This window comes from Streptomyces fulvorobeus (genome assembly GCF_013167895.1).
Classification (GTDB): Bacteria; Actinomycetota; Actinomycetes; order Streptomycetales; family Streptomycetaceae; genus Streptomyces; species Streptomyces fulvorobeus.
This window is the reverse complement of the sequence record NZ_BLWC01000001.1, coordinates 1,201,224-1,225,888: the sequence shown is the minus strand read 5'-3', so window position 1 is coordinate 1,225,888 and position 24,665 is coordinate 1,201,224. Positions and strand designations below refer to the sequence as shown.

Genomic DNA, 24,665 nt, shown 5'->3' with positions numbered 1-24,665 from the left:
CACCGCATGCGCGCCATCGTCATCCAAGCCCCCCACGACATCCGTGTGCGGGAGGTGCCCGACCCCACGATCCAGCAGCCCACCGATGTGGTCCTGCGGGTCCTGCGGTCCTGTGTCTGCGGCAGCGACCTGTGGGCGTACCGGGGCGAGTCCGCCCGCCGGCCCGGCCAGCGCATCGGCCACGAGTTCCTCGGCATCGTCGAGGAGGCGGGCCACGAGGTGAACGGCTTCGCACCCGGTGACCTCGTGGTCGTCCCGTTCCGCTGGTCCGACGGCACGTGCGCGTACTGCGCGGAGGGTCTCACCACCTCCTGCCCGCAGGGCGGCTTCTGGGGCTCGGTGGGCTCGGACGGCGGCCAGGGCGAGGCGGTCAGGGTGCCGTTCGCCGACGGAACCCTCGTCAAACTCCCGTCCGCCGCTGCCACCGACGACCGGCTGCTCACCGCGCTCCTCGCCCTCTCCGACGTGCTGGGCACCGGCCACCACGCGGCCGTCGGCGCGGGCGTGCGGCCCGGGAGCACGGTCGCCGTCGTCGGCGACGGAGCGGTCGGCCTGTGCGGCGTCATGGCCGCCAAGCGCCTCGGCGCCGGGCGGATCATCGCGCTCGGCCGCCACAGCGCCCGTACGGACATCGCGCGCACCTTCGGCGCCACGGACGTCGTCGCCGAGCGCGGCGATGCGGCACTCGCCGCCGTACGGGAACTGACCCGCGGCGAAGGCGCCCACTGCGTGATCGAGGCGGTCGGCACCGAACAGTCGATGCGCACGGCGATCGGCGTCGTCCGCGACGGCGGGGCCATCGGTTACGTCGGTGTCCCGCACGGCAGCGGTACCGGTCTGGACCTCGACGCCATGTTCGACCGCAACATCACCCTGCGCGGCGGCGTCGCCCCCGTGCGCGCGTACATCCCGGAACTCCTCCCGGACGTCCTGGACGGCACGATCGACCCCTCGCCGGTCTTCGACCTGACCGTGGGCCTGGACGGGGTGGCCGATGGCTACAAGGCGATGGACGAGCGTACGGCCCTGAAGGTGCTCATCAAGCCGTGAGCCGCGCGCGGGAAGGGCCGGGGACCGCCGTCCCCGGCCCTTCCCCACGCCGTGCGGCGGATCAGCGGCGGACGGCGTCCAGTGCGTCCACGACACCGGCTCCGTAGAAGCCGTTGTAGTTCGTGCCGCCCTCACAGACCGCGTCGACGGCGCCGTCACCGTCGATGTCGTACGGCGCCCCGCACGCGGTGGCGTCGGCCTGGTGCGTCAGCAGCGCCTTGACCTGGTACGCCGAGGCACGCGGGTGGGTCGACTTGATCAGCGCCACGACACCCGCGACGTGCGGGGCTGCCATGGAGGTACCGGCCTTGTAGCCGAACTTCCCGCCGGGCAGCGTGGACAGGATCAGCCCGCTGGTGGCCGGCGGCGCGGGCGTCTGGAACCTCGTCGAGTCGCCGCCGGGGCGGCCACGTCGATGACGCCGAGGCCGTAGTTCGAGTACGAGGACTTCAGACCCTTGGCGCCCGTCGCGGCGACGGTCACGATGCCCGGCAGCTGGGCCGGGATGTCGAGGCACTCGGCCGGGTCGATCGTGCGCGTGACCGGCGTGGTGTCGTTCGGGCTCGTGGTGTCCTCTATCGCGTCCGCGGCCAGGTCGTGGTCCGAGTTGCCGGCCGCCGCGACGTTGACGGTGCCCTTGCGCTCCGCGTAACGGGAGGCACGGGCGACCGCCTCGACCAGGGCACCCTGGTCGGGGTCGTTCTTGCAGTTGAACAGCCACGGGTCGGTGTAGTAGCTGTTGTTCGTCACCTCGACGCCCTGCTCGGCCGCCCACATGAAGCCGCACACGACGGCCTCGGTGTAGAAGAAGCCGCTCGGCGTCGACACCTTGATGCCGGACACCTTGACCCCGGGCGCGACACCTGTCACGCCGACGCCGTTCTTCGCCGCCGCGATGGTTCCGGCGACGTGCGTGCCGTGGTCGCTCTCGCCGGCCGCGGGACGCCAGGAACCCTCGGTGGTGTCCGGCGCACCCGTCACGCAGTTCGCCGATGCCGCACGGTCGAAGTTCGGGGCGAGGTCGGGGTGCGTGTCGTCGACACCCGTGTCGATGACCGCGACCGTGACCTCGCCGCTGCCCTCGGATATCTCGTGGGCCTTGTCCGCCTTGATGGCGGGCAGGTCCCACTGCAGGGGCTCCAGCGGGTCCTGGGCCGCCGTCGCGCCGGCCGCGGCGGCGGCGGCCTGGGCGGCGGTGAGCGGCTGCGCGGCGGAGCCGACGTCCTTCGTCGCCTGGGGCACGATCGGGTTGGTGCGCGTGGCACCGGCCGAGGTGACCCCGCGCGCCTGCCGGATCGTCCTGGCGAAGTCCGGGTTCTGCGAGTGGACGACGATGACGCCTATTCGGTCGTACGAGATGACGACCGTGCCGCCCGCGTCGGCTATGGCCTTCCTGACGTGCTTGACCGCACCTGAGCCGAGCTTGGTGTTGACGACGTAGGACAGCTTCGGCCCGTCGGCCGTGACCGCCGCGGTGGACGGTCCGTCCGCCGGAGCGGCCGAGGCCACCGCCGTCGGAAGGAAGCCCAGCGAAGCGGTGAGTGCGAGTCCGACGGGCAGCGCGAGTGCGCGCGTCCGCCTGGATGCCAGATGAGCCATGGGTTCTCCACATCATCCGTGCCAGTCGACCGGACACGGGCGTGCCTGGTCGAGTACATGACGAGTGAAGTTAGCGCTGATCATCCCGGTGCATCAATGACTCAAGGGCAAGTGAGTTCGATTCGATATGTGACGCTCCGGACAGGTGGCCGAAGAGGCGAGCGGGATACGGGGAGAGGACCGGTGAACCGCTTCGCGCCGCTCTCCGTGCCGTTGTCAGGGGGAGTCGTTCCACCACCCCCGATACGAAGGCCCCCTTGAACAACGCCCTTCCCACCACCGCCGCACCCGCGTCGCGAGGAGATTCCGTGGCTACCGATGCACCCCCGCCCCCGGCCAGTACGGGGCCTGTCCAACCCACCACCGAGGCTTTCGTCGCGGTGCAGGAGAGCGCGGAGTTCGGTGCGCTGCGCCGCTCGCACCGCGCCTTCGCCTTCCCCCTGACCGTCGCCTTCGTGCTCTGGTACCTGCTGTACGTGCTGATGTCCAGCTACGCCGGGGACTTCATGGGCACCAAGGTCGTGGGCAACATCAACGTGGCCCTGGTCTTCGGGCTCCTCCAGTTCGTCACCACGTTCCTCATCGCCTGGCTCTACTCGCGCCACGCCTCCACCCAGCTCGACCCGAAGGCCGCAGCGATCAAGTCCCGTATGGAGGCCGACGTATGAGCGCCGCCGCTCTCACCCACCCCGGTGTCCAGCTCGCCGCCGAAGGAGCGAGCGAGCACCGGCCGCTGATCATCGCCCTGTTCGGGGTGTTCGTCGTGGCGACCCTCTTCATCACCGTCTGGGCCGGCCGCCAGACCAAGAGCGCCTCGGACTTCTACGCGGGCGGACGCCAGTTCACCGCCTTCCAGAACGGCCTCGCGGTCTCGGGCGACTACATGTCCGCCGCGTCGTTCCTCGGCATCGCGGGCGCCATCGCCCTCTTCGGATACGACGGCTTCCTCTACTCCATCGGCTTCCTGGTCGCCTGGCTCGTCGCCCTGCTGCTGGTCGCCGAGCCCCTGCGCAACTCCGGCCGCTACACGATGGGCGACGTCCTCGCCTACCGCATGCGCCAGCGCCCCGTCCGCACCGCCGCGGGCACCTCGACGATCGTCGTCTCGATCTTCTACCTGCTGGCCCAGATGGCGGGCGCCGGCGTCCTGGTCTCCCTGCTGCTCGGCATCACCAGCGACGGCGGGAAGATCGCGATCGTCGCCCTCGTCGGCCTGCTCATGATCGTGTACGTCACCATCGGCGGCATGAAGGGCACCACCTGGGTGCAGATGGTCAAGGCCGTCCTCCTCATCGCGGGCACCCTGCTGATCACCTTCCTGATCCTGCTGAAGTTCAACTTCAACATCTCCGACCTGCTCGGTACGGCGGCGAGCAACAGCGGCAAGGGCACCGCCTTCCTGGAGCCCGGCCTGAAGTACGGCGCCACCGGCACATCCAAGCTGGACTTCATCTCGCTGGGCATCGCCCTGGTCCTCGGCACGGCGGGCCTGCCGCACATCCTGATCCGCTTCTACACCGTGCCCACGGCCAAGGCCGCCCGTAAGTCCGTGAACTGGGCCATCGGCATCATCGGCGCCTTCTACCTGATGACGATCGTGCTCGGCTTCGGTGCGGCGGCCCTGCTCAAGCCGGACGACATCATCGCGTCGAACAAGGCGGGCAACACGGCGGCCCCGCTCGCCGCCCTGGAGATCGGCGGCGGTGCGGGCTCCACCGGCGGCGCCATCCTGCTCGCCGTGATCTCCGCCGTCGCCTTCGCCACGATCCTGGCCGTCGTCGCCGGACTGACCCTGGCGTCCTCGTCGTCCTTCGCGCACGACATCTACGCCAACGTCATCCGCCGGGGCAAGGCCACCGAGAAGGAGGAGGTCCGTGCCGCCCGCTGGGCGACCGTCGCCATCGGTGTCGTCTCCATCGCCCTCGGCGCACTCGCCCGGGACATGAACGTCGCCGGCCTGGTCGCCCTCGCCTTCGCGGTCGCCGCCTCGGCCAACCTGCCGACGATCCTCTACAGCCTGTTCTGGAAGCGCTTCACCACCCAGGGCGCCCTGTGGTCGATCTACGGCGGTCTCGCCTCGTCCGTCCTGCTGGTGCTGTTCTCCCCGGTCGTCTCCTCCAAGCCGTCGTCGATGTTCCCCGGCGTCGACTTCGCCTGGTTCCCGCTGGAGAACCCGGGCCTCATCTCCATCCCGCTGGGCTTCCTGCTCGGCTGGGCCGGCTCCCTCATCTCGAAGGAGGAGCCGGACAAGGGCAAGTACGCCGAGCTGGAGGTCAAGTCCCTCACCGGCACCGGAGCGCACTGAGAGCAGGAGTTCACGGAGCCGTTCCGCTCCCGCACCACCCCGTCGGCCCGGCCGCGTCGTAGAGTCCTACGACGCGGCCGCGCCGTACCTCGTGGCAAACGGGCCCTCGCGATGTCACAGGTCTCGCGTAGGCTCGGAACAGTCAGACCACAACCGCGCACATCACCGGGGGAGGGGGCCCACAGTGCTCATCGACACCTATGGCCGGGTCGCCACCGACCTGCGTGTATCGCTGACGGACAAGTGCAATCTGCGATGCACCTACTGCATGCCCGAAGAGGGCCTGCAGTGGCTCTCCAAGACCGAACTGCTCAGCGACGACGAGATCGTCAGGCTCATCCGGATCGCCGTCACCGACCTCGGAATCCGCGAGGTCCGCTTCACCGGGGGAGAGCCCCTGCTCCGCCCCGGTCTCGTCTCCATAGTCGAGCAGTGCGCCGCCCTGGAGCCGCGCCCCAGGATGTCGCTCACGACCAACGGCATCGGGCTCAAGCGCACCGCCGCCGCCCTCAAGGCGGCGGGTCTGGACCGGGTCAACGTCTCCCTGGACACCCTGCGCCCCGACGTCTTCAAGACCCTCACCCGCCGTGACCGCCACCAGGACGTGCTCGACGGCCTCGCGGCGGCCCGGGACGCCGGCCTCACCCCCGTCAAGGTCAACACCGTCCTGATGCCGGGCCTCAACGACGACGAGGCACCGGAGCTGCTGGCCTGGGCCGTGGCCCACGCCTACGAGCTCCGCTTCATCGAGCAGATGCCCCTCGACGCCCAGCACGGCTGGAAGCGGGACGGGATGATCACAGCCGGTGACATCCTCGCCTCGCTGCGCACCCGCTTCACGCTCACCGCCGAAGGCGACGAGGAGCGAGGCTCCGCACCGGCCGAGCGCTGGACCGTGGACGGCGGACCACACCGCGTGGGCGTCATCGCCTCCGTCACCCGGCCGTTCTGCGGGGCCTGCGACCGCACCCGGCTCACCGCGGACGGACAGATCCGCACCTGCCTCTTCGCCCGCGAGGAGACGGACCTGCGCGCCGCCTTGCGTTCGACGGCTCCCGACGAGGAGATCGCCAGGATCTGGAAGCTCGCGATGTGGGGCAAGAAAGCCGGCTCGGGCCTCGACGACCCGGCCTTCCTCCAGCCCGACCGTCCGATGTCAGCGATCGGCGGCTGAGGACTCCCACTGCGCCAGGGTGACGACGTCCTTGAGGAAGCCGCGGACGTCGAGGAACGACGACAGATGCGCCCGGTGCTCGTCGCAGGCCAGCCAGGTCTTGCGGCGCTCGGGGGTGTGCAGCTTCGGGTTGTTCCAGGCGAGCACCCACACCGCGGCGTCGCGACAGCCCTTGGCGGAGCAGACGGGCGAAGGGGCGGCGCTCTCGGGACGGGTCTCGAAGATGTTCACGGGGTCAACCCTAGGCCAGCCGTCACAGCGGCCGGCCGACGCGTCCCCGCCGGAGAAAAGGCGACGCCGAGCAGCCACGGGGGGAGCTGCCCGGCGTCGGTCCGTCGCTCCGACGGGGGATGCGGAGCGCGTACGAAGTATGCCACGGGGACCGGGGTGCGGTGCACCGGAACCTGATGATTGACCTCAGCCGTATCGGGGCTCCGAGGACGCCGTGCGAGGTCAGCCGCCGGCATGCGGAATCGGGGCTTCCCGGGGCGTCCCGGCTTCCTCCCCGGCCGCTGTCCCGCCTGCCGGGGGAGCGGCGTCCAGAGCGGGCAGCACCGGGGAGGCGACGAAGGCCGAAGGGAGCGAAGTGGCGTTCTCCCGGCCCCCGTTGGCGATGACGACCGCCACGTACGGGAGGAGGACACCCAGCACGAGCGCCACGACCGCCACATGCCGCTCGACGTTCCACAGCACCGCCGACAGCACCACGGCGAGGGTCCGCACGGACATCGAGATCACATAGCGCCGCTGCCTGCCCCGCACGTCGTCGGCGAGGCTCTGCCGCGCGCCCGTGATGCGGAAGACCTCCGCGTCGCTCCGCTTCCGCCTCATGCTCCACCACCAGATCACTGCGCCGGACACTCCGGGACCGGGTCCCTTCCACGGTACGCCCGGGATGCGCGCGGATCGAGACCGGGGGCCCGTCCGTGCGACCGCGGCCACTGCGGTGCGCCACGTACGGACCCCTACGGCGTGCGCCGTACCCGAGACGGCCGGAGACTGGCCGGACGTGCGCACACTGCGCCGCACGAGGAGGCGAAATGAGCTGGTTGTGGGCAATCATCGTAGGTCTGGTGCTCGGTCTGCTCGCCAGAGCGATCCTGCCGGGCAAGCAGAACATCCCCCTGTGGCTGACGGTGGTGTTCGGCATCATCGGCAGTGTCCTCGGCAACGCCGTCGCGACCTGGATCGGTGTCAATGACACCAAGGGCATCGACTGGATCCGTCACCTGCTGCAACTGATCGGTGCCGTGGTGGTCGTCGGCGTGGGAGACATGCTGTGGAACTCGATCCGCGGCGGTGGCAAACGGAGAACCTGACCGTCTCACCGGCGCGGCACAGCGGCCGGACACCGGATGTGTGTCCGGCCGCTGTGCCGCGCAGGTCCGGGGATACGGAGGCGGTCCGCCCGGTGTCAGCCGGCCGTGAGCTCGATCGCCGCCAGGTTCTTCTTGCCGCGGCGCAGCACGAGCCAGCGCCCGTGCAGCAGCTCCTCGCGCGCCGGAGCGCTCTCACCGTCCGTGACCTTCACGTTGTTCAGGTAGGCGCCGCCCTCCTTCACCGTGCGGCGGGCGCCCGACCTGCTCGGCGCCAGGCCCGTCTCCACCAGCAGGTCGACCAGCGGTCCGAGCTCGGTGACCCGCGCGTGGGGCACCTCGGAGAGCGCGGCGCTCAGTGTCGCCTCGTCCAGCTCGGCCAGGTCGCCCTGGCCGAAGAGGGCCTTCGACGCGGCGATGACGGCGGCGCACTGCGCGCCGCCGTGCACCAGCGTGGTCAGCTCCTCCGCCAGTGAGCGCTGCGCGGAGCGGGCCTGCGGACGCTCCTGCGTCAGCTTCTCCAGTTCCTCGAGCTCCTCACGGCTCTTGAAGCTGAGGATGCGCATGTACCGCGAGATGTCCCGGTCGTCCGCGTTCAGCCAGAACTGGTAGAACGCGTACGGCGTCGTCATCCCGGCGTCGAGCCAGACGGCGCCGCTCTCGGACTTGCCGAACTTCGTCCCGTCCGCCTTCACCATGAGCGGCGTCGCCAGCGCGTGCACCGAGGCGCCCGGCTCCAGGCGGTGGATGAGGTCGAGGCCCGCCGTGAGGTTGCCCCACTGGTCGCTGCCGCCCTGCTGCAAGGTGCAGCCGTAGCGGCGGTACAGCTCCAGGAAGTCCATGCTCTGGAGCAGCTGGTAGCTGAACTCGGTGTAGCTGATGCCCTCCTCGGACTCCAGCCGCCGGGCGATGGAGTCCTTCGTGAGCATCTTGTTGACCCGGAAGTGCTTGCCGATGTCCCGCAGGAACTCGATCGCGGACATGCCCGCGGTCCAGTCCAGGTTGTTCACCATGACCGCCGCGTTGTCGCCCTCGAAGGAGAGGAACGGCTCGATCTGGGCCCGCAGCCGCGAGACCCAGGCGGCCACCGTCTCCGGGTCGTTCAGCGTGCGCTCGGCGGTCGGGCGCGGGTCACCGATCTGACCGGTCGCCCCGCCCACCAGGGCCAGCGGCCTGAGCCCGGCCTGCTGGAGCCGGCGCATGGTGAGCACCTGGACCAGGTGCCCGACGTGGAGACTGGCGGCGGTGGGGTCGTAGCCGCAGTAGAACGTGACCGGACCGTCCGCGAGAGCCTTGCGCAGGGCGTCCTCGTCGGTGGACTGGGCGAACAGCCCGCGCCACTTCAGCTCGTCGACGATGTCCGTCACGGTTCCGTGTCTCCTCTACTCGGGTCTACTCGGGTCTACTCGGGTATGGCGGTGCGCCAGTCCGGTCAGTCTAGGTGGGTCATACCCCGAGGCTGACCGAGCTCATGTTGAAGTCCGGAATGCGCAGCGCGGGCATCGCGGCCCGGGTGAACCAGTCGCCCCACTCCCGCGGCAGCGTCTTCTCCGTACGGCCCGCTTCCGCGGCCCGCGACAGCAGGTCGACGGGCGACTCGTTGAACCGGAAGTTGTTCACCTCGCCGACGACCTCCCCGTCCTCGACGAGGTACACCCCGTCACGGGTCAGGCCGGTCAGCAGCAGCGTCGCCGGATCGACCTCGCGGATGTACCACATGCAGGTCAGCAGCAGGGCGCGGCCGCTCGTCGCGGCGACCATCTCCGCCAGGGAGAGCTCACCACCGGCGTCCAGCACCAGATTGTCGATGGCCGGAGCGACGGGCAGCCCCGTCAGCCCCGCCGAGTGCCGCGTCGTGGTCAGGCGCTCCAGCCTGCCGTCCTTCATCCAGTCCGTCGGTGCGAGCGGCAGACCGTTGTCGAAGACGGAACCGCCGTCCCCCGACGCGTGGGCGATCACGAACGGCGCGGACTCCAGACCCGGCGCGTGCGGGTCGCTGCGCAGGTTCAGCGGCAGACCGGAGAGCTTCTCGCCGAGCCGCGTGCCCCCGCCCGGCCGGGAGAACACCGTCCGGCCCTCGGCCGCGTCCCGGCCGGCCGACGACCACAGCTGGTAGATCAGCAGGTCGGCCACGGCGGTCGGCGGCAGCAGCGTCTCGTACCGCCCGGCGGGCAGCTCGACACGGCGCTCCGCCCAGCGCAGCCGCTGCGCCAGCTCCGCGTCCAGCGCCGCCGGGTCCACGTCCTCGAAGTCCCGGGTGGAGTGGCCCGCCCACGCCGAACGCGTACGGTCGGGGGACTTGGCGTTCAGCTCCAGCGTGCCGTTCGGCTGGTCGTGCCGCAGTCGCAGCCCCGTCGACGTACCGACGTACGTCGAGGTCATCTCGTGGTTGGCGAAGCCGTACAGCTCACGGCCCCCGGCCCGGGCGCGGGCGAAGGCGTCACCGAGGGCCGGGGCGAAGCCGGCGAACACGGCGGCGCCCGTCTCGGCCGGCGCCTCCGTGAAACCGGGGGAGGCGGGCACCCCGGTGACCAGCGGCTGGGCGTCCTCGGCCGGACCGGCGCCGCGCGCGGCGGCCTCGGCGGCGCGGACCAGCGGTTCCAGCTCGTCGGCGGTGACGGCCGAGCGGGACACCACGCCGGAGGCCGTGCCCTCGGCGCCGTCGACCGTGGCGATGACGGTCAGGGTCCGGCCCCGGGTCACCCCGTTCGTGGTGAGCACGTTGCCGGCCCAGCGCAGATTGGCGGAGGAGGTCTCGTCGGCGATGACGACGCACCCGTCGGCGGTGGAGAGCCCGAGGGCCCGCTCGACGATCTCGTACGGCTTGCTGACCCGGCTCATCGTCCGGCCTCCTGCGTGGTGTTGAGAATGTTCACGCCTCGGAAAAGGGCGGACGGGCAGCCGTGCGAGACGGCGGCGACCTGGCCCGGCTGGGCCTTGCCGCAGTTGAAGGCGCCACCCAGGACGTACGTCTGAGGGCCGCCGACCTTCTCCATCGAGCCCCAGAAGTCGGTCGTCGTCGCCTGGTAGGCGACATCGCGGAGCTGACCGGCCAGCCGGCCGTTCTCGATCCGGAAGAACCGCTGCCCGGTGAACTGGAAGTTGTAGCGCTGCATGTCGATCGACCACGACCGGTCGCCGACCACGTAGATCCCGCGCTCCACCCCGCCGATCAGGTCCTCGGTGGAGAGTCCGCCGGGATCGGGCGCCAGCGACACGTTCGCCATGCGCTGGACGGGCACATGGCCGGGGGAGTCCGCGAACGCGCACCCGTTGGACCGGCCCAGACCCGTCAGCTTCGCGATCCGGCGGTCCAGCTGGTAGCCGACCAGCGTCCCGTCCTTCACCAGGTCCCACGACTGCGCCTCCACGCCCTCGTCGTCGTACCCGATGGTCGCGAGCCCGTGCTCGGCGGTGCGGTCCCCCGTGACGTTCATGACGGGGGAGCCGTACGCCAGCTTGCCCAGCTGGTCGAAGGTGGCGAACGACGTTCCCGCGTACGCCGCCTCGTAACCCAGCGCCCGGTCGAGCTCGGTGGCGTGGCCGATCGACTCGTGGATGGTCAGCCAGAGATTGGACGGGTCCACGACCAGGTCGTACGTCCCCGCCTCGACGCCCGGCGCCCGCATCTTCTCGGCGAGCAGCCCCGGAATCCGCTCCAGCTCGGCGTCCCAGTCCCAGCCGGTGCCCGTCAGGTACTCCCAGCCGCGCCCGGCCGGCGGAGCGATGGTCCGCATCGAGTCGAACTCACCGGTCGCCCCGTCGACCGCCACCGCGGTGAACTGCGGATGCAGCCGCACCCGCTGCTGGGTGGTGACGGTACCCGCGGTGTCCGCATAGAACTTGTTCTCGTGGACGGTCATCAGCGAGGCGTCCACATGCGCGACGCCCTCGGCGCCCAGCAGCCTGGCGCTCCACTCGGCGAGCAGTTCCGCCTTGTCCTCGTCCGGTACGGAGAAGGGGTCGGTCTCGTACGCCGAGACCCAGGTCCGCTCGCCGTGCGAGGGCTCGTCCGCCAGCTCCACCCGCTCGTCGGAGCCCGCCGACGCGATCACCTTCGCCGACAGCTTGGCCATGGCCACGGCCTGCGAGGCCACCTTCGCCGCCGCGTCCATGGTCAGGTCGACCCCGGACGCGAACCCCCAGGCCCCGCCGTGCACGACCCGCACCGCGTACCCGAGGTCGGTGGTGTCCGACGACCCGGAGGGCCGGGCGTCACGGAGCCGCCGGCTCGCGCTGCGCACCCGCTCGAACCGGAAGTCCGCGTGCACCGAGCCGAGCGCGCGGGCGCGTGCGAGCGCCGCGTCGGCGAGGGCACGCAGCGGCAGCGCCAGGAATGACTGATCTACCTCGTGGGCCACGTGGGCCTTCCCTTCTCACCTCTGCAATGTCCCCGCAGTGAATCATGAGGGGTACGGCCGCCCGGGGCCTTCGCTTTTAACCGGCCGGTTTGCCCGCCGCGCGCTGTTCTGTAGGAACCCCACAGAGGCCGCCGGGCGGCGCTGTCAGAGGGCGAGTCCCCGCGCGCGGCACGGTACCGATAGGTTTTCGCTGTACCAGACCGCCAAGGAAAGGGTGATCCGTTGAGCCGCTCGGTTCTCGTCACCGGAGGAAACCGGGGCATCGGCCTCGCCATCGCCCGCGCTTTCGCCGACAACGGCGACAAGGTCGCGATCACCTACCGCTCCGGCGAGCCACCGAAGGAACTCACCGAAGCGGGCTGCCTGGCCGTTCGCTGCGACATCACGGACACCGAGCAGGTGGAGCAGGCATACAAGGAGATCGAGGAGAAGCACGGTCCCGTCGAGGTGCTGGTGGCCAACGCCGGTATCACCAAGGACCAGTTGCTGATGCGGATGTCCGAGGACGACTTCACGTCGGTGCTCGACACCAACCTCACCGGCACCTTCCGGGTCGTCAAGCGCGCCAACCGCGGCATGCTGCGCGCCAAGAAGGGCCGCGTCGTCCTCATCTCCTCCGTCGTGGGCCTCCTCGGCTCCGCCGGACAGGCGAACTACGCCGCTTCCAAGGCGGGCCTCGTCGGCTTCGCCCGGTCGCTGGCCCGTGAGCTCGGCTCGCGGAACATCACTTTCAACGTCGTCGCGCCCGGGTTTGTCGACACCGACATGACCCAGGGGCTCACCGAGGAGCAGCGCAAGGGCATCGTCGCCCAGGTGCCGCTCGGCCGCTACGCGCAGCCCGGGGAGATCGCCGCAGCGGTGCGCTTCCTCGCCTCCGACGACGCGTCGTACATCACTGGAGCCGTCATCCCCGTTGACGGCGGATTGGGCATGGGTCACTGATCACCATGAGCGGAATTCTCGACGGCAAGCGCATCCTCATCACGGGTGTGCTGATGGAGTCGTCCATTGCATTCCACACCGCGAAGGTGGCCCAGGAGCAGGGCGCCCAGGTCATTCTGACCGCCTTCCCACGGCCCACGCTGACCGAGCGCATCGCCAGGAAACTGCCTGAGCCGGCGAAGGTCATCGAGCTGGACGTGACCAACGACGAGCACCTGGACCGCCTCGCCGGTCTGGTCCGCGACGAGCTCGGCTCGCTCGACGGCGTCGTGCACTCCATCGGCTTCGCCCCGCAGGACGCGCTCGGCGGCAACTTCCTCAACACGCCGTTCGAGTCGGTCGCCACGGCGATGCACGTCTCGGCGTTCTCGCTGAAGTCGCTCGCCATGGCCTGCAAGCCGCTGATGAGCGACGGCGGCTCGATCGTCGGACTCACCTTCGACGCGCAGTACGCCTGGCCGCAGTACGACTGGATGGGCCCGGCCAAGGCCGCGCTGGAGGCCACCTCCCGCTACCTCGCCCGTGACCTGGGCAAGGACGGCCTGCGCTGCAACCTGGTCTCCGCCGGTCCGCTCCGCTCCATGGCCGCCAAGTCCATCCCGGGCTTCTCCGAGCTCGCGGACGTCTGGAACCACCGCTCCCCGCTGGCGTGGGACATGAACGACCCGGAGCCGGCCGGCCGTGGTGTCGTCGCGCTGCTCTCGGACTTCTTCCCGAAGACCACGGGCGAGATCATCCACGTCGACGGTGGCGTGCACATGATGGGTGCCTGACCCTTCGTACACACGAAGGCCGCGTACCGCTTCCCCGGCTTCCCGGCGGCGGTGCGCGGCCTTCGCGCGTTCCGGGCGGGGCCCGCCGTCCGGGACGCTCCGCCCGCCTCAGGTCGAGAAGATGGCCGATCCCCCGCAGAATGGGCAGGAACCGGACTTGTGGTCAGGCTGCGGGAGGAGACCGCTGTGCGCCTCACGCGTCGCCGGGCCTCGGCCCTGCTGGCCGTCCCGGCCGCCGTCGCCGCTCTCGTCGCTCCCGTGGGCGGGTACGCGGCGAACCGGGCCGCCGCCCCTCCCGCCCCCGTCCCGGAGCCCGCCGGTTCCGAGTGCCGTACGTCGGTGGAGGGCTCCCGCACCATCGCGTACTGCCACAACCCCTACCCCTCAATCGACCTGGTGCGGCTGCACACCGAGTGTGTCCGCTGGTGGGACGTCGACGCGGACGGCAAGGCGGTGGCGGTGGGTCCCGGCGAGACCGTACGGCTCGACGACCGCTGCTGGAAAGAGGTCGCCTCGGCCTGGGTGAGCCACCGCCGGGGCTCCTGAAACCCCGCTCAGACCCGGTCCACCAGGCAGCTCAGCGCATGGCTCGCGGCTTCCGCCGCGGCCGTCTCCGCGTCGCCCGCCCGGATCGCCTCGACCAGCCGCGCGTGGTCCATGTGCTTCTCCGGCCGCAGCTCGGGGCCGACGTCGTCGCGCAGGTAGTCGCGCAGGAGATCCCCCAGGTCCGCGTAGAGCTCCGTCAGCACGTCGTTGTGGGAGGCGGCGACCACGGCCAGGTGCAGCGTCGCGTCGGCCGCGACGAACGCCTCCGCGTCCCCCGCGGCCCAGGTCTCCTCACGCCGCGCCATGAGCGCATCGAGCTGCCGCAGATCCCGGTCCGTGCGCCGCGCCGCGGCCAGCCGCGCCGCCGACGACTCCAGCGTGGAGCGCAGTTCGGCGACGTGGCGCGGATCGGCGGACGCGAAGCGCCGGTGCATCACCCCGGCCAGCTCGCTGGTGGCGGCGACGTAGGTGCCCGAACCCTGCCGGATGTCCAGCAGCCCGTTGTGCGCGAGCGCGCGAACCGCCTCACGGACGGTGTTGCGGGCCACCCCGAGCTGCTCGACCAGCTCGGGTTCGGTGGGAATCCGTGAGCCCACGGGCCACTCGCCGGAGGTGATCTGGGTCCTCAGCTGGGCAATCACCTGATCGGCGAGAGCCGAACGCCGGGGAGACGTCAGCGCCATGGTGCTCCTTGTTCGGGATTGGACAACCAATCATCCCATGATTCTATGATGGGTGTCATGCCCGACGACGAGACACGGACCCCCACGCTCGGTGAAGCGCCCGCCACGACCGCACCGCCGTCCGGGCGCACCCCGCCCGGACAGCGGCCCACCGGCCCCTCCCCGTGGTTCCTGCGCCTGGTGATGGCCGGACTCGTACTCGCCGCCCTCAACCTGCGCCCCGCCATCACCAGCCTCGGCGCCCTCCTCGAAGAGGTACGGGACGGGCTCGGCATGAGCGGCAGCGTCGCCGGTGTCCTCACCTCCGTACCACCGCTCTGCTTCGCGCTCTTCGGCGTCATGGCGCCCCGGCTCGCCCGCCGCTTCGGCGCCGGCGCCGTCGTCTGCGCGGGCATGGTGGCCATCGCCGTGGGCCTGGCGGTCCGCCCCTTCACCGGCGGCGCGGCCGGCTTCCTCGCGGCCAGCGCCCTCGCCCTCATGGGGATCGCCGTCAGCAACATCCTGATGCCGGTGATCGTCAAGCGCTGGTTCCCCGACCGAGTCGGCACCATGACCGGCCTCTACTCCATGGCCCTGGCCCTCGGCACCGCCCTCGCCGCGGCCGTCACCGTGCCCATGACGGACGCGCTCAGCGGCAGCTGGAAGGCCGGGCTGGCGCTCTGGGGCGTCCTGGCCGCCGTCGCGGTCCTGCCGTGGACCGCTCTGGTGCGGGACCGGGGCAACGCACCGGGACAGCCCGCCGCACACCGGCGCAAGGGCCCGGCCCCGCGCATCACCCGCAGCAGGACCGCCTGGGCCCTCGCCTCCTTCTTCGGCCTCCAGGCCACCGCCGCGTACATCACCATGGGATGGATGCCGCAGATCTTCCGCGATGCCGGGGTCTCGGCGGGTACGGCGGGCCTCCTGCTCGCGGTGACCATGGCGATGGGCGTACCGCTCGCCTTCGTCATCCCCCGCGTCGCCTCCCGCATGCGCAACCAGGGCCCGATCGCCGTCTTCCTGAGCGCCTGCGGGCTCGTCGGCTACGCGGGCCTCTACCTCGCGCCCGCGGCCGGCGCCTGGGTCTGGGCGCTGCTGCTCGGCGTCGCCAACTGTGCCTTCCCGCTCGCCCTCACGATGATCGGCCTGCGCTCGCGCACCGGCGCGGGCGTGGTCAGGCTGTCGGCCTTCGCCCAGTCCACCGGCTATCTGATCTCGATCCCCGGCCCGCTGCTCGTCGGCGTGCTCTACCAGCACAGCGGCGGCTGGGGGCTGCCGATCGGCCTGATGGCGGCCCTCATGCTGCCGCAGATGATCGCGGGCGTACTCGCCGGACGGGACCGGACGATCGAGGACGAGTGCTGAGATGCGAGACTGAAGCCATGTCTCCTGTGCTCGACCCGAACCCCCAGAACGGCCAGAAGAAGCTTCTCCTCGTCTTCGGGGCGATGCTGCTCATCACCGTGATCATCGGTGTGATCGCCTCGATCGCCTCCCCGTGACGGAGCGCTGACCGCCGGGGACGGTGGGGCTGGCCCCCATCCCCTAGGGGGACAGGTTCAGGGTGAAGTGGGTGGGCCACCGGATGGGACCGGCGCCGCCGGGTCCGTAGGTTCTGAGTACCGAACCGAACACCCACGGAGGCGCCATGCCGGCCCGCACGCACACCCGGTCCACCACGCCAGCGGCGGACGGCGTCGAGATCCGGCTGCCGTGGTGGGCCGTCGTGCTCCCCGCCCTCGCGTTCGCCGCCCTGCTGCTCCTGATCGCCGGCCCGGGCGAGGCACGCGCCGCCACCGGTGATCCCTCGCTCGGCCGCCTGCTCGCGCACCTCATGGACCTGCTCTCCCGCTGACGATCGCCCGGAGGGCCGATCGAGTGGTTCACCCGGACCGGGAGAGCACCTCAACCCCCTGCGCCACGCGGCACATTTCGTGCGAAGCTGAGGTGTATGAGCGTCGATACACCTCGCAGGATCGTCCTTCTCAGGCACGCAAAAGCGGAATGGTCGCAGGAGTCCGACCACAAGCGGCCGCTGGCGGAACGCGGCCGCAAAGAGGCGCCCGTCGCGGGCCGCAAGCTCGCCGACTCCGGCACCGACTTCGATCTGGCCCTGTGCTCGACCGCCGTCAGGACGCGCGAGACCTGGAAGCTCGCGGTCCACGAGTTCCCGCACCGCCCCAGGACCGTGTACGAGGAGAGGCTGTACGACGCCTCCCTCGGCGATCTGATCGCCGTGTTCAACGAGACCCCCGACGAGGTCCGCAACCTCCTGGTCATCGGCCACAACCCCGGCATGCACGCCGCCGTGGACGCCCTCTCGGGCTCGGCGGCCGGGGAGGAGCTGGCGCGGGTGGCCAGGGACGGATTCCCGACCGCCGCCTACGGTGTCGTGGAGTTCTCCGGCGCCTGGAAGTCGCTGGGGCACGGCGCGGGCAGGCTGGTCGAATACTGGACGCCGAACGACTGACCCGGGGACAACGGGGAAGGGCCCCGGCGCGGTTTTCGCGCCGGGGCCCTTCCCTGTGCCGTGCCCGTCCGGTCAGTCGATCAGGCCGTCCGCCGCCTCGACCTCTTCGCGCGTGATGCCCAGCAGATACAGCACCGTGTCCAGGAACGGGACGTTCACCGCCGTGTGCGCCGCCTCCCGCACGACCGGCTTGGCATTGAACGCCACACCCAGCCCTGCGGTGTTCAACATGTCCAGGTCGTTGGCACCGTCACCGATGGCCACGGTCTGGGCGAGCGGCACCCCGGCCTGCTCGGCGAAGCTCCGCAGCAGCCGTGCCTTGCCCGCCCGGTCCACCACATCGCCGACGACCCGGCCCGTCAGCTTGCCGCCCACGACCTCCAGCGTGTTGGCGGCGGCGAAGTCGAGGCCGAGACGTTCCTTCAGGTCGTCGGTGACCTGGGTGAATCCGCCGGAGACGACGCCCACCTGGTAGCCGAGGCGCTTCAGCGTACGGATCAGTGTGCGGGCGCCTGGCGTCAGCCGCACCTCCGCCCGCACCTTGTCCACCACCGACACGTCGAGCCCGGCGAGCAGCGCGACCCGGGCGTGCAGGGACTGCTCGAAGTCGAGCTCGCCCCGCATCGCCCGCTCGGTCACGGCGGCGACCTCCTCCTCGCAGCCCGCGTGCGCCGCGAAGAGCTCGATCACCTCGTCCTGGATCAGTGTGGAGTCCACGTCCATGACGACCAGCCGCTGCGCGCGGCGGCTCAGCCCCGCCGACACGACGGCGACGTCGACACCGATCTGGGCGGCCTCCGTCGCCAGCGCGGTCCGCAGCTCCTCGGTCCCCGTGCCGGAGACGGCGAACTCGACCGCGGTGACCGGGTACTTCGCGAGCCGGAAGATCCGGTCGATGTTGCCGCCGGTCGACGTGATCCTGGCCGCTATGGCGGCGGTCGACTCCGCGGTGAGGGGGTGCCCCAGCACGGTCACATGGGAACGGCCGTAGCCACGCGGCCGGTTGTCGCCCCGGCCCGAGATGATCTCGGCCTGGAGCTTCAGCGACTCGGCCCAGCTGTGCACGGTCGCCCGCAGGTCGCCCTCGGAGGTACCGCCCGCGGTCGGGGCGGTGACCAGGGCGCACAGGACGATGCGACCACGGGTGACGACCTGCTCGATGTCCACGACATCGACGGAGTACGCGGCGAGTGTGTCGAAGAGCCCGGCGGTGATACCGGGACGGTCCTTACCGAAGATCTTGACGAGGACGGTGGGTTCGTCGATGCCCTGACGGGACTCAGGGAGCTCAGGAGACGGGGAGGCTGAGGTGGCTGAGATGCGCTCATGGTGCTCCCACCGTATCGGTCCCGCCCGGCCCCCGGCCCGCTGTCCCGCCACCCGGACACCCGGGGGCGGCCCTCCCGCGGACCCGGGCCCCCGCGGTGCCCCGGACGTGCACCGCCCGGCCCCCGCCCGTCCACCCGCGACCGTCCCACCCATGCCGAGATATCACGGTCCGAGCCGATTTGGGCCGAGTCGCGGGGCGGCGCCGCGGGTCTCTGCGCGGTCTTCACGCCGCCCGGCTTTCCGATCGGCGACCTGTCCTGGAATAGTTCCCCACGATGTTCAGCATCCCTGGACTTCCTTTGACGGGAGTCCTTCGGGGACAACTAGTGGGGCGCGGAGTGCCGGAACTCGTACTGGAATTGAATGGCAGGACCTGGACGCTCGATCCGTCCCGGTCGTACACCCTCGGACGTGATCCGCAGGGCGATCTCATGGTCGACGACGCCAGGGTGTCGTGGCGGCATGCCACGATCAGTTGGAGCGGCCGCGGCTGGTCCATAGAGGACCACGGCAGCACCAACGGCACCTACGTGCAGGGCCAGCGGATCCACCAGATGGAGATCGGGCCCGGCTCGGCGGTGCACCTGGGCAACGCCACCGACGGACCGCGGCTCCGCCTCAGCGCCGCCGCCGGCCTCTACAGCGGCCAGGCCGCGGGCGCCCAGCAGGCCCCCGCCCACCCCGGACAGGGCGCCCCGGCGGGGCCCGGACCGATGCAGCCTCCCCAGCAGCAGGCGTGGCAGCCGCCCCAGCCCCAGCAGGGACCCGTACAACCGCAGGTCCCGCACCAGACGGGCGTCCCGAACACACCCGGCCCGGGCGGCCCCGGTGGCGTCCCGAGGGCCGGCCGGTCTACGGGGACCGCAGCCCCACCACGTTCCACCAGCTCGACCTCGGCCGGGTGATGCGCATCGGCCGTGCGCTGGAGAACGAGCTGGTCGTCTCCGACCTCCAGGTCTCCCGCCACCACGCCGAGTTTCACGCGACGCCAGACGGCCGCTTCGAGATCCGGGACCTCGGATCGCACAACGGCACCTACGTCAACGGGCAGCCGCTCAGCAAGTCCGGCTCCGCGCTCCTCGGCCCGAACGACATCGTCGGCGTCGGTCACTCGACCTTCCGGCTGGTCGGCGGCCGGCTCGAGGAGTTCGTCGACACCGGTGCGGTCTCCTTCGCCGCCCGTCACCTCACGGTCACGGTCGACGGCGGGAAGCAGATCCTCCAGGACGTCTCGTTCGGCGTCCCGGAGAAGTCGCTGATCGGCGTCATCGGCCCCTCGGGCTCCGGGAAGTCCACCCTGCTCAAGGCGCTCACCGGCTACCGGCCCGCCAACCAGGGCGACGTCCTCTACGACAACCGGAACCTGTACAAGCAGTTCGCCGAGCTGCGCCAGCGCATCGGTCTCGTCCCGCAGGACGACATCCTGCACAAGGAACTGACCGTCACCCGCGCCCTGAAGTACGCGGCCAAGCTCCGCTTCCCCGCGGACACCACCGAGGCCGAGCGCCAGGCCCGCATCCTCGAGGTCCTCGCCGAGCTCAAGCTCGACATCCACAAGGACAAGAAGGTCACCTCGCTCTCCGGTGGCCAGCGCAAGCGCGTCTCCGTGGCGCTGGAGCTGCTCACCAAGCCTTCGCTGATCTTCCTGGACGAGCCGACCTCCGGTCTCGACCCGGGCATGGACCGCGATGTCATGCAGCTGCTGCGCGGCCTCGCCGACGACGGCCGTACGGTCCTCGTGGTCACGCACTCCGTGGCCGAGCTGGCCATCTGCGACAAGCTCCTGGTGATGGCGCCCGGCGGCTCGGTGGCCTACTTCGGTCCGCCGGAGGAAGCGCTCAACTTCTTCGGCTACACGAGCTGGGCCGACGTCTTCTCCGCGTTCGAGAACTACCGCGACTACGACTGGGCGGGACGCTGGCGCGGCTCCCAGCACTACCAGATGTACGCGGCGGACATCGACGCGGTCGCGGCCCAGCCCGTACACATGCCGTCCCCGCAGCAGATGCGCCCGCCGAAGCCGCAGGGCTGGGGACGCAGCTGTGGACGCTGATCCGCCGCTACTCCTCGGTGATCGCGTCCGACAGGGGCTTCATGGGCCTGATGGTGATCCTGCCCGCGGTCCTCGGCGTGGTCAGCGTGGTCATCCCGGCCGACTTCGGCCTGGCCCCGCCCACCCCGCCCTCCCGCTTCAACGGCGACGCCGGAACGATCATGCTGATCCTGGCGGTCGGCATGTGCTTCTCCGGCGCGGCCAACTCCGTACGGGAGCTGATCAAGGAACGGGTCATCTACGAGCGCGAGCGGGCCACCGGCCTCTCCCGCTCCGCCTACCTGATGTCCAAGGTGATCGTCCTCGGAGTGATCACGGCCATCCAGGGCGTCATCATCTGCGGCATCGGCTTCGCCACCCGCGATCTGCCGGCCGAGGGCCTGATCATGCCGCCGGCCGTCGAGCTCTGCGTCACGATCATCGCGCTCGGCTTCACCTCGATGATGTTCGGCCTGGTCATCTCCTCGCTGGTGAAGACCTCCGAGAAGACGATGCCGCTGCTCGTCATGTTCGCGATCGTCCAGGTCGTCTTCACCGGCATCCTCTTCCAGGTCTACGGTTCGCCCGGCCTGGAGCAGTTCGCCTGGCTCATGCCCTCGCGGTGGGCCATCGCCGCCGCCGGATCGACGCTCGACCTCGCCCACCTCATGCCGCCGTGGGACCAGAAGGACCCCACCAACCTGGACCCGCTCTGGGAGAGCACGGCCGGCCAGTGGGGCTTCAACATCTCGGTCCTGCTGTTCATCGGCGTCCTGTGCGGCCTCGCGGTCGCGCGGCTGCTGCGCCGCCACGAGCCCGAGGTCATGCGCAAGTAACGCGCCCGGCCGCACGCACGGACGCCGGAGGGCGGCACCCCGCACGGGGTGCCGCCCTCCGGCGTGTGCCGGGTCCGGCCGGGGGCCGGTCAGTACGCGCTGTTCACGTTGTCGATCGAGCCGTACTTGTCCGCGGCGTAGTTGGCCGCGGCCGTGATGTTGGCGACCGGGTCGTACTGGTCCTTGGGCGTGCCGGCGACGTGGTAGAAGTCGAAGGTCGGCTTGATGACCTGGAGCAGGCCCTTGGACGGGACACCGTTGATGGCGTTGATGTCCCAGTTGTTGATGGCACGCGGGTTGCCGCTGGACTCACGCATGATGTTCTTGTGCAGCCCGTGGTACGTGCCGGGGATGCCCTTCTCCTTCATGATCGCGAGGGCCTCGCGAATCCAGCCGTCCAGGTTGTTGGCGTAGACGGGCTTACGGGCGACGCTGCGGCTCGCGGCCTGGGAGGAGCGCTTCTTGGCGTCGGCCTTCGCCTTCGCGGCGGCAGCGGCCCTGGCCTTGGCGTCAGCGGCGGCCTCGGCCTTCGCCTTCGCCTGCGCGGCGGTCTTCGCCTTGGCGGCGGCGGCCTTGGCCCGGGCGGCGTCGGCGGCCTTCACCAGGCTCTCGGCGGTGGAGTGCTGCTCGATGATGCTGGCCTGCACGGTCCTGGCCTGCGGGGCGCCGTCCGCGACGACGACCGGAGCGGCGGTCAGGGCCTGGGTGCTTGTTTCGGCGCCCGCTTCGGCGGGAACGAGGGAGAACGCGAGGGCAGCCGCACCAAGTGCGGAGACTCCGGCAACGGAGAGCTTCTGGGTCTTGTTCAGACGACGGCTACGGCCGGGGGTGCTGGACGCGAGCATGCAGACGTACCTCTTCGAATCGCAGGAGTCCTCACGGAGGACGAAGACGGAAGCGCCGCGTTGCGCATCTCCGTCGGGGACAGGTGCAATTCTTAGCTCCAGCAAAATGCTGTGGCAAAGGTGTGACGTACGAAGCCGGATAGTGGATCAGGTGCCCGCTCTGACCGGCTTGGCCGCACTCGTACCCGGCTGATTGCCCGTTTTGTATCCACTAGTGGACTTCGTAAGTGATGTGGATCCTATGCCCGGGCTCACACGGGGCCTGGTGCGAACTCACGTGATGTTGCTCAAGCAATGCGGAGCGTAAGGTTCCGGCAGTTCCTTCTCCGCCCCCGCCGGGCCGGCCGCCTGCCCGCCCCGCAGCCGTACCCGCGCCCCCGGGCCCCTACGGGTCCAGGTCCCGGGACCCGGCCACCCCCATAGGCCGGAAGTCCTGGTCCCCACGTCCCCGGAGCGGCCGTCCACAGCCCGATACGCCTGTCGCACCCCGCCGGTACGGTGACCCCATGAGCCCTCACCCACCGTCGGGTCTCGCCGCCGTGAGTGCCGCGCTGCTCGCCATGAACCGGCATCTCGACATGCGTGACGTCCTGAAGACGATCGTCGCCTCGGCCCGTGAACTGCTCGACGCCGAGTACGCCGCCCTGGGCGTCCCGGACGACCACGGCGGCTTCGCCCAGTTCGTGGTCGACGGTGTGAGCGACGAGCAGTGGAAGGCCATCGGCCCCCTGCCCAGGCAGCACGGCGTCCTCGCCGCCATGCTCCACCAGGCGAAGCTCGAGCGGCTCGCCGACGTCCGGGAGGACCCCCGCTTCGAGGGCTGGCCCGACGCCCACCCCGACATGTCCGACTTCCTCGGGCTGCCCATCCAGGACGGCGACGAGACCATCGGCGCCCTCTTCCTGGCCAACAAGCGCTGCCCCAAACCGGCGGGCACCTGCGGTTTCACCGCCGAGGACGAGGAACTGCTGTCGATCCTCGCCCAGCACGCCGCGATCGCCCTCACCAACGCCCGGCTCTACGAGCGGAGCCGCGAGCTCACCATCGCGGAGGAGCGCTCGCGGCTGGCCCACGAGCTCCACGACGCCGTCAGCCAGAAGCTCTTCTCGCTCCGGCTGACCGCGCAGGCCGCCGCGGCCCTGGTCGACCGGGACCCCGCCCGCGCGAAGGACGAGCTCCAGCGGGTCGCCGCCCTCGCCGCGGAAGCCGTGGACGAGCTGCGCGCGGCGGTCGTGGAGCTGCGGCCCGCCGCACTGGACGAGGACGGCCTGGTCGCCACGCTCAGGACGCAGATCCAGGTCCTGGACCGGGCGCACACCGCCCGGGTCACCTTCGAGAGCGCGGGCGTACGGGCCCTGCCCGCCACCCGGGAGGAAGCGATGCTGCGGGTCTCCCAGGAAGCCCTGCACAACGCCCTGCGCCACTCCGGCGCCGCGCACGTGGCGGTCTCCCTCATCCGCCACGGCGCCACCGCCGCGCTGCGTATCCGCGACGACGGCAGCGGATTCGACGCCGCCGCCGTCCGGCACGCCGGCCGCCACCTCGGCCTCGTCTCCATGCGCCACCGGGCCGGCAGCGTGGGCGGGAAACTCACCGTCGCGTCGGAGCCAGGAAAGGGCACCACGATCACGATGGAGGTGCCCTGTGGCTGACAGGATCATCAAGGTGCTGCTGGTCGACGACCACCAGGTGGTGCGCCGCGGACTGCGTACGTTCCTGGAGGTCCAGGACGACATAGAGGTCGTCGGCGAGGCCGCGGACGGAGCGGAGGGCGTGGCCCGCACGGAGGAGCTGCGCCCGGACGTCGTCCTGATGGACATCAAGATGCCCGGTACGGACGGCATCGACGCGCTGCGCAAGCTCCGCGAACTGGCCAACCCGGCCAAGGTCCTCATCGTCACCAGCTTCACCGAGCAGCGCACGGTGGTCCCCGCGCTGCGCGCCGGAGCCTCCGGTTACGTCTACAAGGACGTCGACCCGGACGCCCTGGCCGGCGCCATCCGCTCGGTCCACGCGGGACACGTACTGCTCCAGCCGGAGGTGGCCGGCGCCCTGCTCGCCCAGGACGACGCGGGCAGCGGTACGGGCCGGGGGAGCACCCTCACCGAACGCGAGCGCGAGGTGCTCGGTCTGATCGCGGACGGCCGGTCCAACCGCGAGATCGCCCGCGCGCTGGTCCTCTCGGAGAAGACGGTGAAGACGCACGTGTCGAACATCCTGATGAAACTGGACCTCTCCGACCGCACCCAGGCCGCCCTGTGGGCCGTGCGGCACGGGGCGGCGGGCTGAGAGCCGGGATCCGTACTGGTCCCGGTCCAGGTGAACGCGGCGGGCAGCACCGCCGACGTGATCGGGCTGCTCGCCCCGGTGTCCGGCGACTTCGGCACCACCCCGGCCCACTCCAGCCCGTCCGGCGTCCGAGGAA

Annotated in this window: 22 protein-coding genes and 2 pseudogenes; 15 read left to right on the top strand and 9 right to left on the bottom strand. The window is 70.8% G+C overall.

The genetic code is table 11. The annotated features are described in order from the left end of the window. The first annotated feature begins 6 nt into the window (after positions 1–6). The gene (locus Sfulv_RS05460) at positions 7–1,050 is read left to right on the top strand and encodes a zinc-dependent alcohol dehydrogenase family protein (RefSeq protein WP_173312135.1); all 1,044 of its coding nucleotides are present in this window, start codon (positions 7–9) and stop codon (positions 1,048–1,050) included. Between the two features lie 61 nt (positions 1,051–1,111). On the opposite strand, the pseudogene Sfulv_RS05455 reads toward Sfulv_RS05460, so the two are convergent. Next, positions 1,112–2,649, bottom strand: a pseudogene (locus tag Sfulv_RS05455) (S8 family serine peptidase). A gap of 308 nt (positions 2,650–2,957) precedes the next feature. Here Sfulv_RS05455 and Sfulv_RS05450 point away from each other — a divergent pair. From Sfulv_RS05450 to moaA, 3 genes are all read left to right on the top strand, one after another. Then, positions 2,958–3,317 (top strand): DUF485 domain-containing protein, encoded by a 360-nt coding sequence (locus Sfulv_RS05450; protein WP_173312132.1) that lies wholly within the window; start codon positions 2,958–2,960, stop codon positions 3,315–3,317. Then, entirely contained in the window at positions 3,314–4,954 is a 1,641-nt protein-coding gene (locus Sfulv_RS05445) for a monocarboxylic acid transporter (protein ID WP_173312129.1), read from the top strand. The genes Sfulv_RS05450 and Sfulv_RS05445 overlap by 4 nt, the downstream gene beginning before the upstream one ends. A gap of 184 nt (positions 4,955–5,138) precedes the next feature. Beyond that, entirely contained in the window at positions 5,139–6,128 is a 990-nt protein-coding gene (moaA, locus tag Sfulv_RS05440) for a GTP 3',8-cyclase MoaA (RefSeq protein ID WP_173312126.1), read from the top strand. On the opposite strand, the gene Sfulv_RS05435 is transcribed toward moaA, so the two are convergent. Both Sfulv_RS05435 and Sfulv_RS05430 read right to left on the bottom strand, forming a co-directional pair. Beyond that, entirely contained in the window at positions 6,111–6,359 is a 249-nt protein-coding gene (locus tag Sfulv_RS05435) for a hypothetical protein (protein WP_173312123.1), read from the bottom strand. The genes moaA and Sfulv_RS05435 overlap by 18 nt on opposite strands. Positions 6,360–6,581: 222 nt before the next feature. Continuing rightward, on the bottom strand, positions 6,582–6,959 hold the full coding sequence (locus Sfulv_RS05430) for a DUF3099 domain-containing protein (RefSeq protein WP_173312120.1): 378 nt from the start codon (positions 6,957–6,959) through the stop codon (positions 6,582–6,584). A 209-nt stretch (positions 6,960–7,168) separates the two neighbouring features. Between Sfulv_RS05430 and Sfulv_RS05425 the strand changes: the two genes are divergently transcribed. Then, positions 7,169–7,447: a GlsB/YeaQ/YmgE family stress response membrane protein gene (locus Sfulv_RS05425; RefSeq protein WP_173312117.1), complete on the top strand. Its 279-nt coding sequence runs from the start codon at positions 7,169–7,171 to the stop codon at positions 7,445–7,447. Between the two features lie 95 nt (positions 7,448–7,542). On the opposite strand, the gene tyrS is transcribed toward Sfulv_RS05425, so the two are convergent. From tyrS to Sfulv_RS05410, 3 genes are all read right to left on the bottom strand, one after another. Next, positions 7,543–8,811, bottom strand: a complete 1,269-nt coding sequence (gene tyrS, locus Sfulv_RS05420; RefSeq protein WP_173312114.1) for a tyrosine--tRNA ligase — start codon at positions 8,809–8,811, stop codon at positions 7,543–7,545. A 79-nt stretch (positions 8,812–8,890) separates the two neighbouring features. Then, entirely contained in the window at positions 8,891–10,285 is a 1,395-nt protein-coding gene (locus Sfulv_RS05415) for a metallopeptidase TldD-related protein (protein ID WP_173312111.1), read from the bottom strand. Then, complete coding sequence (locus Sfulv_RS05410; RefSeq protein WP_173312108.1) at positions 10,282–11,805, bottom strand: TldD/PmbA family protein; 1,524 nt, start codon at positions 11,803–11,805, stop codon at positions 10,282–10,284. Before Sfulv_RS05410 ends, Sfulv_RS05415 begins: the two co-directional genes overlap by 4 nt. A 222-nt stretch (positions 11,806–12,027) precedes the next feature. Here Sfulv_RS05410 and fabG point away from each other — a divergent pair, with 222 nt between their 5' ends. The 3 genes from fabG to Sfulv_RS05395 all read left to right on the top strand — a co-directional run bounded on the left by fabG (position 12,028) and on the right by Sfulv_RS05395 (position 14,066). Further along, positions 12,028–12,747 (top strand): 3-oxoacyl-[acyl-carrier-protein] reductase, encoded by a 720-nt coding sequence (gene fabG / locus Sfulv_RS05405; protein ID WP_173312105.1) that lies wholly within the window; start codon positions 12,028–12,030, stop codon positions 12,745–12,747. 5 nt (positions 12,748–12,752) lie between these two features. Further along, a complete protein-coding gene (gene fabI, locus Sfulv_RS05400) occupies positions 12,753–13,520 on the top strand; it encodes an enoyl-ACP reductase FabI (RefSeq protein WP_173312102.1) in 768 nt (255 codons plus the stop codon). A gap of 186 nt (positions 13,521–13,706) precedes the next feature. After that, positions 13,707–14,066 carry a hypothetical protein gene (locus Sfulv_RS05395; RefSeq protein ID WP_173312099.1) on the top strand — a complete coding sequence of 120 codons (360 nt, stop codon included), beginning with the start codon at positions 13,707–13,709 and terminating at the stop codon, positions 14,064–14,066. Positions 14,067–14,074: 8 nt separating this feature from the next. Here the strand turns inward: Sfulv_RS05395 and Sfulv_RS05390 are convergent, their stop codons facing one another. Then, positions 14,075–14,749 carry a FadR/GntR family transcriptional regulator gene (locus Sfulv_RS05390; RefSeq protein ID WP_173312096.1) on the bottom strand — a complete coding sequence of 225 codons (675 nt, stop codon included), beginning with the start codon at positions 14,747–14,749 and terminating at the stop codon, positions 14,075–14,077. A 57-nt stretch (positions 14,750–14,806) separates the two neighbouring features. Between Sfulv_RS05390 and Sfulv_RS05385 the strand changes: the two genes are divergently transcribed. The 4 genes from Sfulv_RS05385 to Sfulv_RS05375 all read left to right on the top strand — a co-directional run bounded on the left by Sfulv_RS05385 (position 14,807) and on the right by Sfulv_RS05375 (position 17,198). Next, positions 14,807–16,093, top strand: coding sequence for a CynX/NimT family MFS transporter (locus tag Sfulv_RS05385; protein WP_173312093.1), 1,287 nt, complete (start codon positions 14,807–14,809; stop codon positions 16,091–16,093). Positions 16,094–16,119: 26 nt separating this feature from the next. After that, positions 16,120–16,230 carry an SGM_5486 family transporter-associated protein gene (locus Sfulv_RS30130; protein ID WP_256669232.1) on the top strand — a complete coding sequence of 37 codons (111 nt, stop codon included), beginning with the start codon at positions 16,120–16,122 and terminating at the stop codon, positions 16,228–16,230. Positions 16,231–16,376: 146 nt separating this feature from the next. Then, entirely contained in the window at positions 16,377–16,583 is a 207-nt protein-coding gene (locus tag Sfulv_RS05380) for a hypothetical protein (RefSeq protein ID WP_173312090.1), read from the top strand. Between the two features lie 96 nt (positions 16,584–16,679). Then, the gene (locus tag Sfulv_RS05375) at positions 16,680–17,198 is read left to right on the top strand and encodes a SixA phosphatase family protein (protein WP_173312087.1); all 519 of its coding nucleotides are present in this window, start codon (positions 16,680–16,682) and stop codon (positions 17,196–17,198) included. Positions 17,199–17,270: 72 nt separating this feature from the next. Here the strand turns inward: Sfulv_RS05375 and serB are convergent, their stop codons facing one another. Beyond that, the gene (gene serB, locus Sfulv_RS05370; RefSeq protein WP_173317601.1) at positions 17,271–18,464 is read right to left on the bottom strand and encodes a phosphoserine phosphatase SerB; all 1,194 of its coding nucleotides are present in this window, start codon (positions 18,462–18,464) and stop codon (positions 17,271–17,273) included. Positions 18,465–18,865: 401 nt separating this feature from the next. Between serB and Sfulv_RS05365 the strand changes: the two are divergent. After that, positions 18,866–21,395, top strand: a pseudogene (locus Sfulv_RS05365) (ABC transporter ATP-binding protein/permease). A gap of 89 nt (positions 21,396–21,484) precedes the next feature. Here Sfulv_RS05365 and Sfulv_RS05360 read toward each other — a convergent pair. After that, positions 21,485–22,240: a transglycosylase SLT domain-containing protein gene (locus Sfulv_RS05360; RefSeq protein WP_173312084.1), complete on the bottom strand. Its 756-nt coding sequence runs from the start codon at positions 22,238–22,240 to the stop codon at positions 21,485–21,487. A gap of 506 nt (positions 22,241–22,746) precedes the next feature. Here Sfulv_RS05360 and Sfulv_RS05355 point away from each other — a divergent pair. Both Sfulv_RS05355 and Sfulv_RS05350 read left to right on the top strand, forming a co-directional pair. Then, positions 22,747–23,892 (top strand): GAF domain-containing sensor histidine kinase, encoded by a 1,146-nt coding sequence (locus tag Sfulv_RS05355; protein WP_173312081.1) that lies wholly within the window; start codon positions 22,747–22,749, stop codon positions 23,890–23,892. Then, positions 23,885–24,529 (top strand): response regulator, encoded by a 645-nt coding sequence (locus Sfulv_RS05350; RefSeq protein ID WP_173312078.1) that lies wholly within the window; start codon positions 23,885–23,887, stop codon positions 24,527–24,529. The genes Sfulv_RS05355 and Sfulv_RS05350 overlap by 8 nt, the downstream gene beginning before the upstream one ends. The last annotated feature ends 136 nt before the right edge of the window (positions 24,530–24,665 follow it).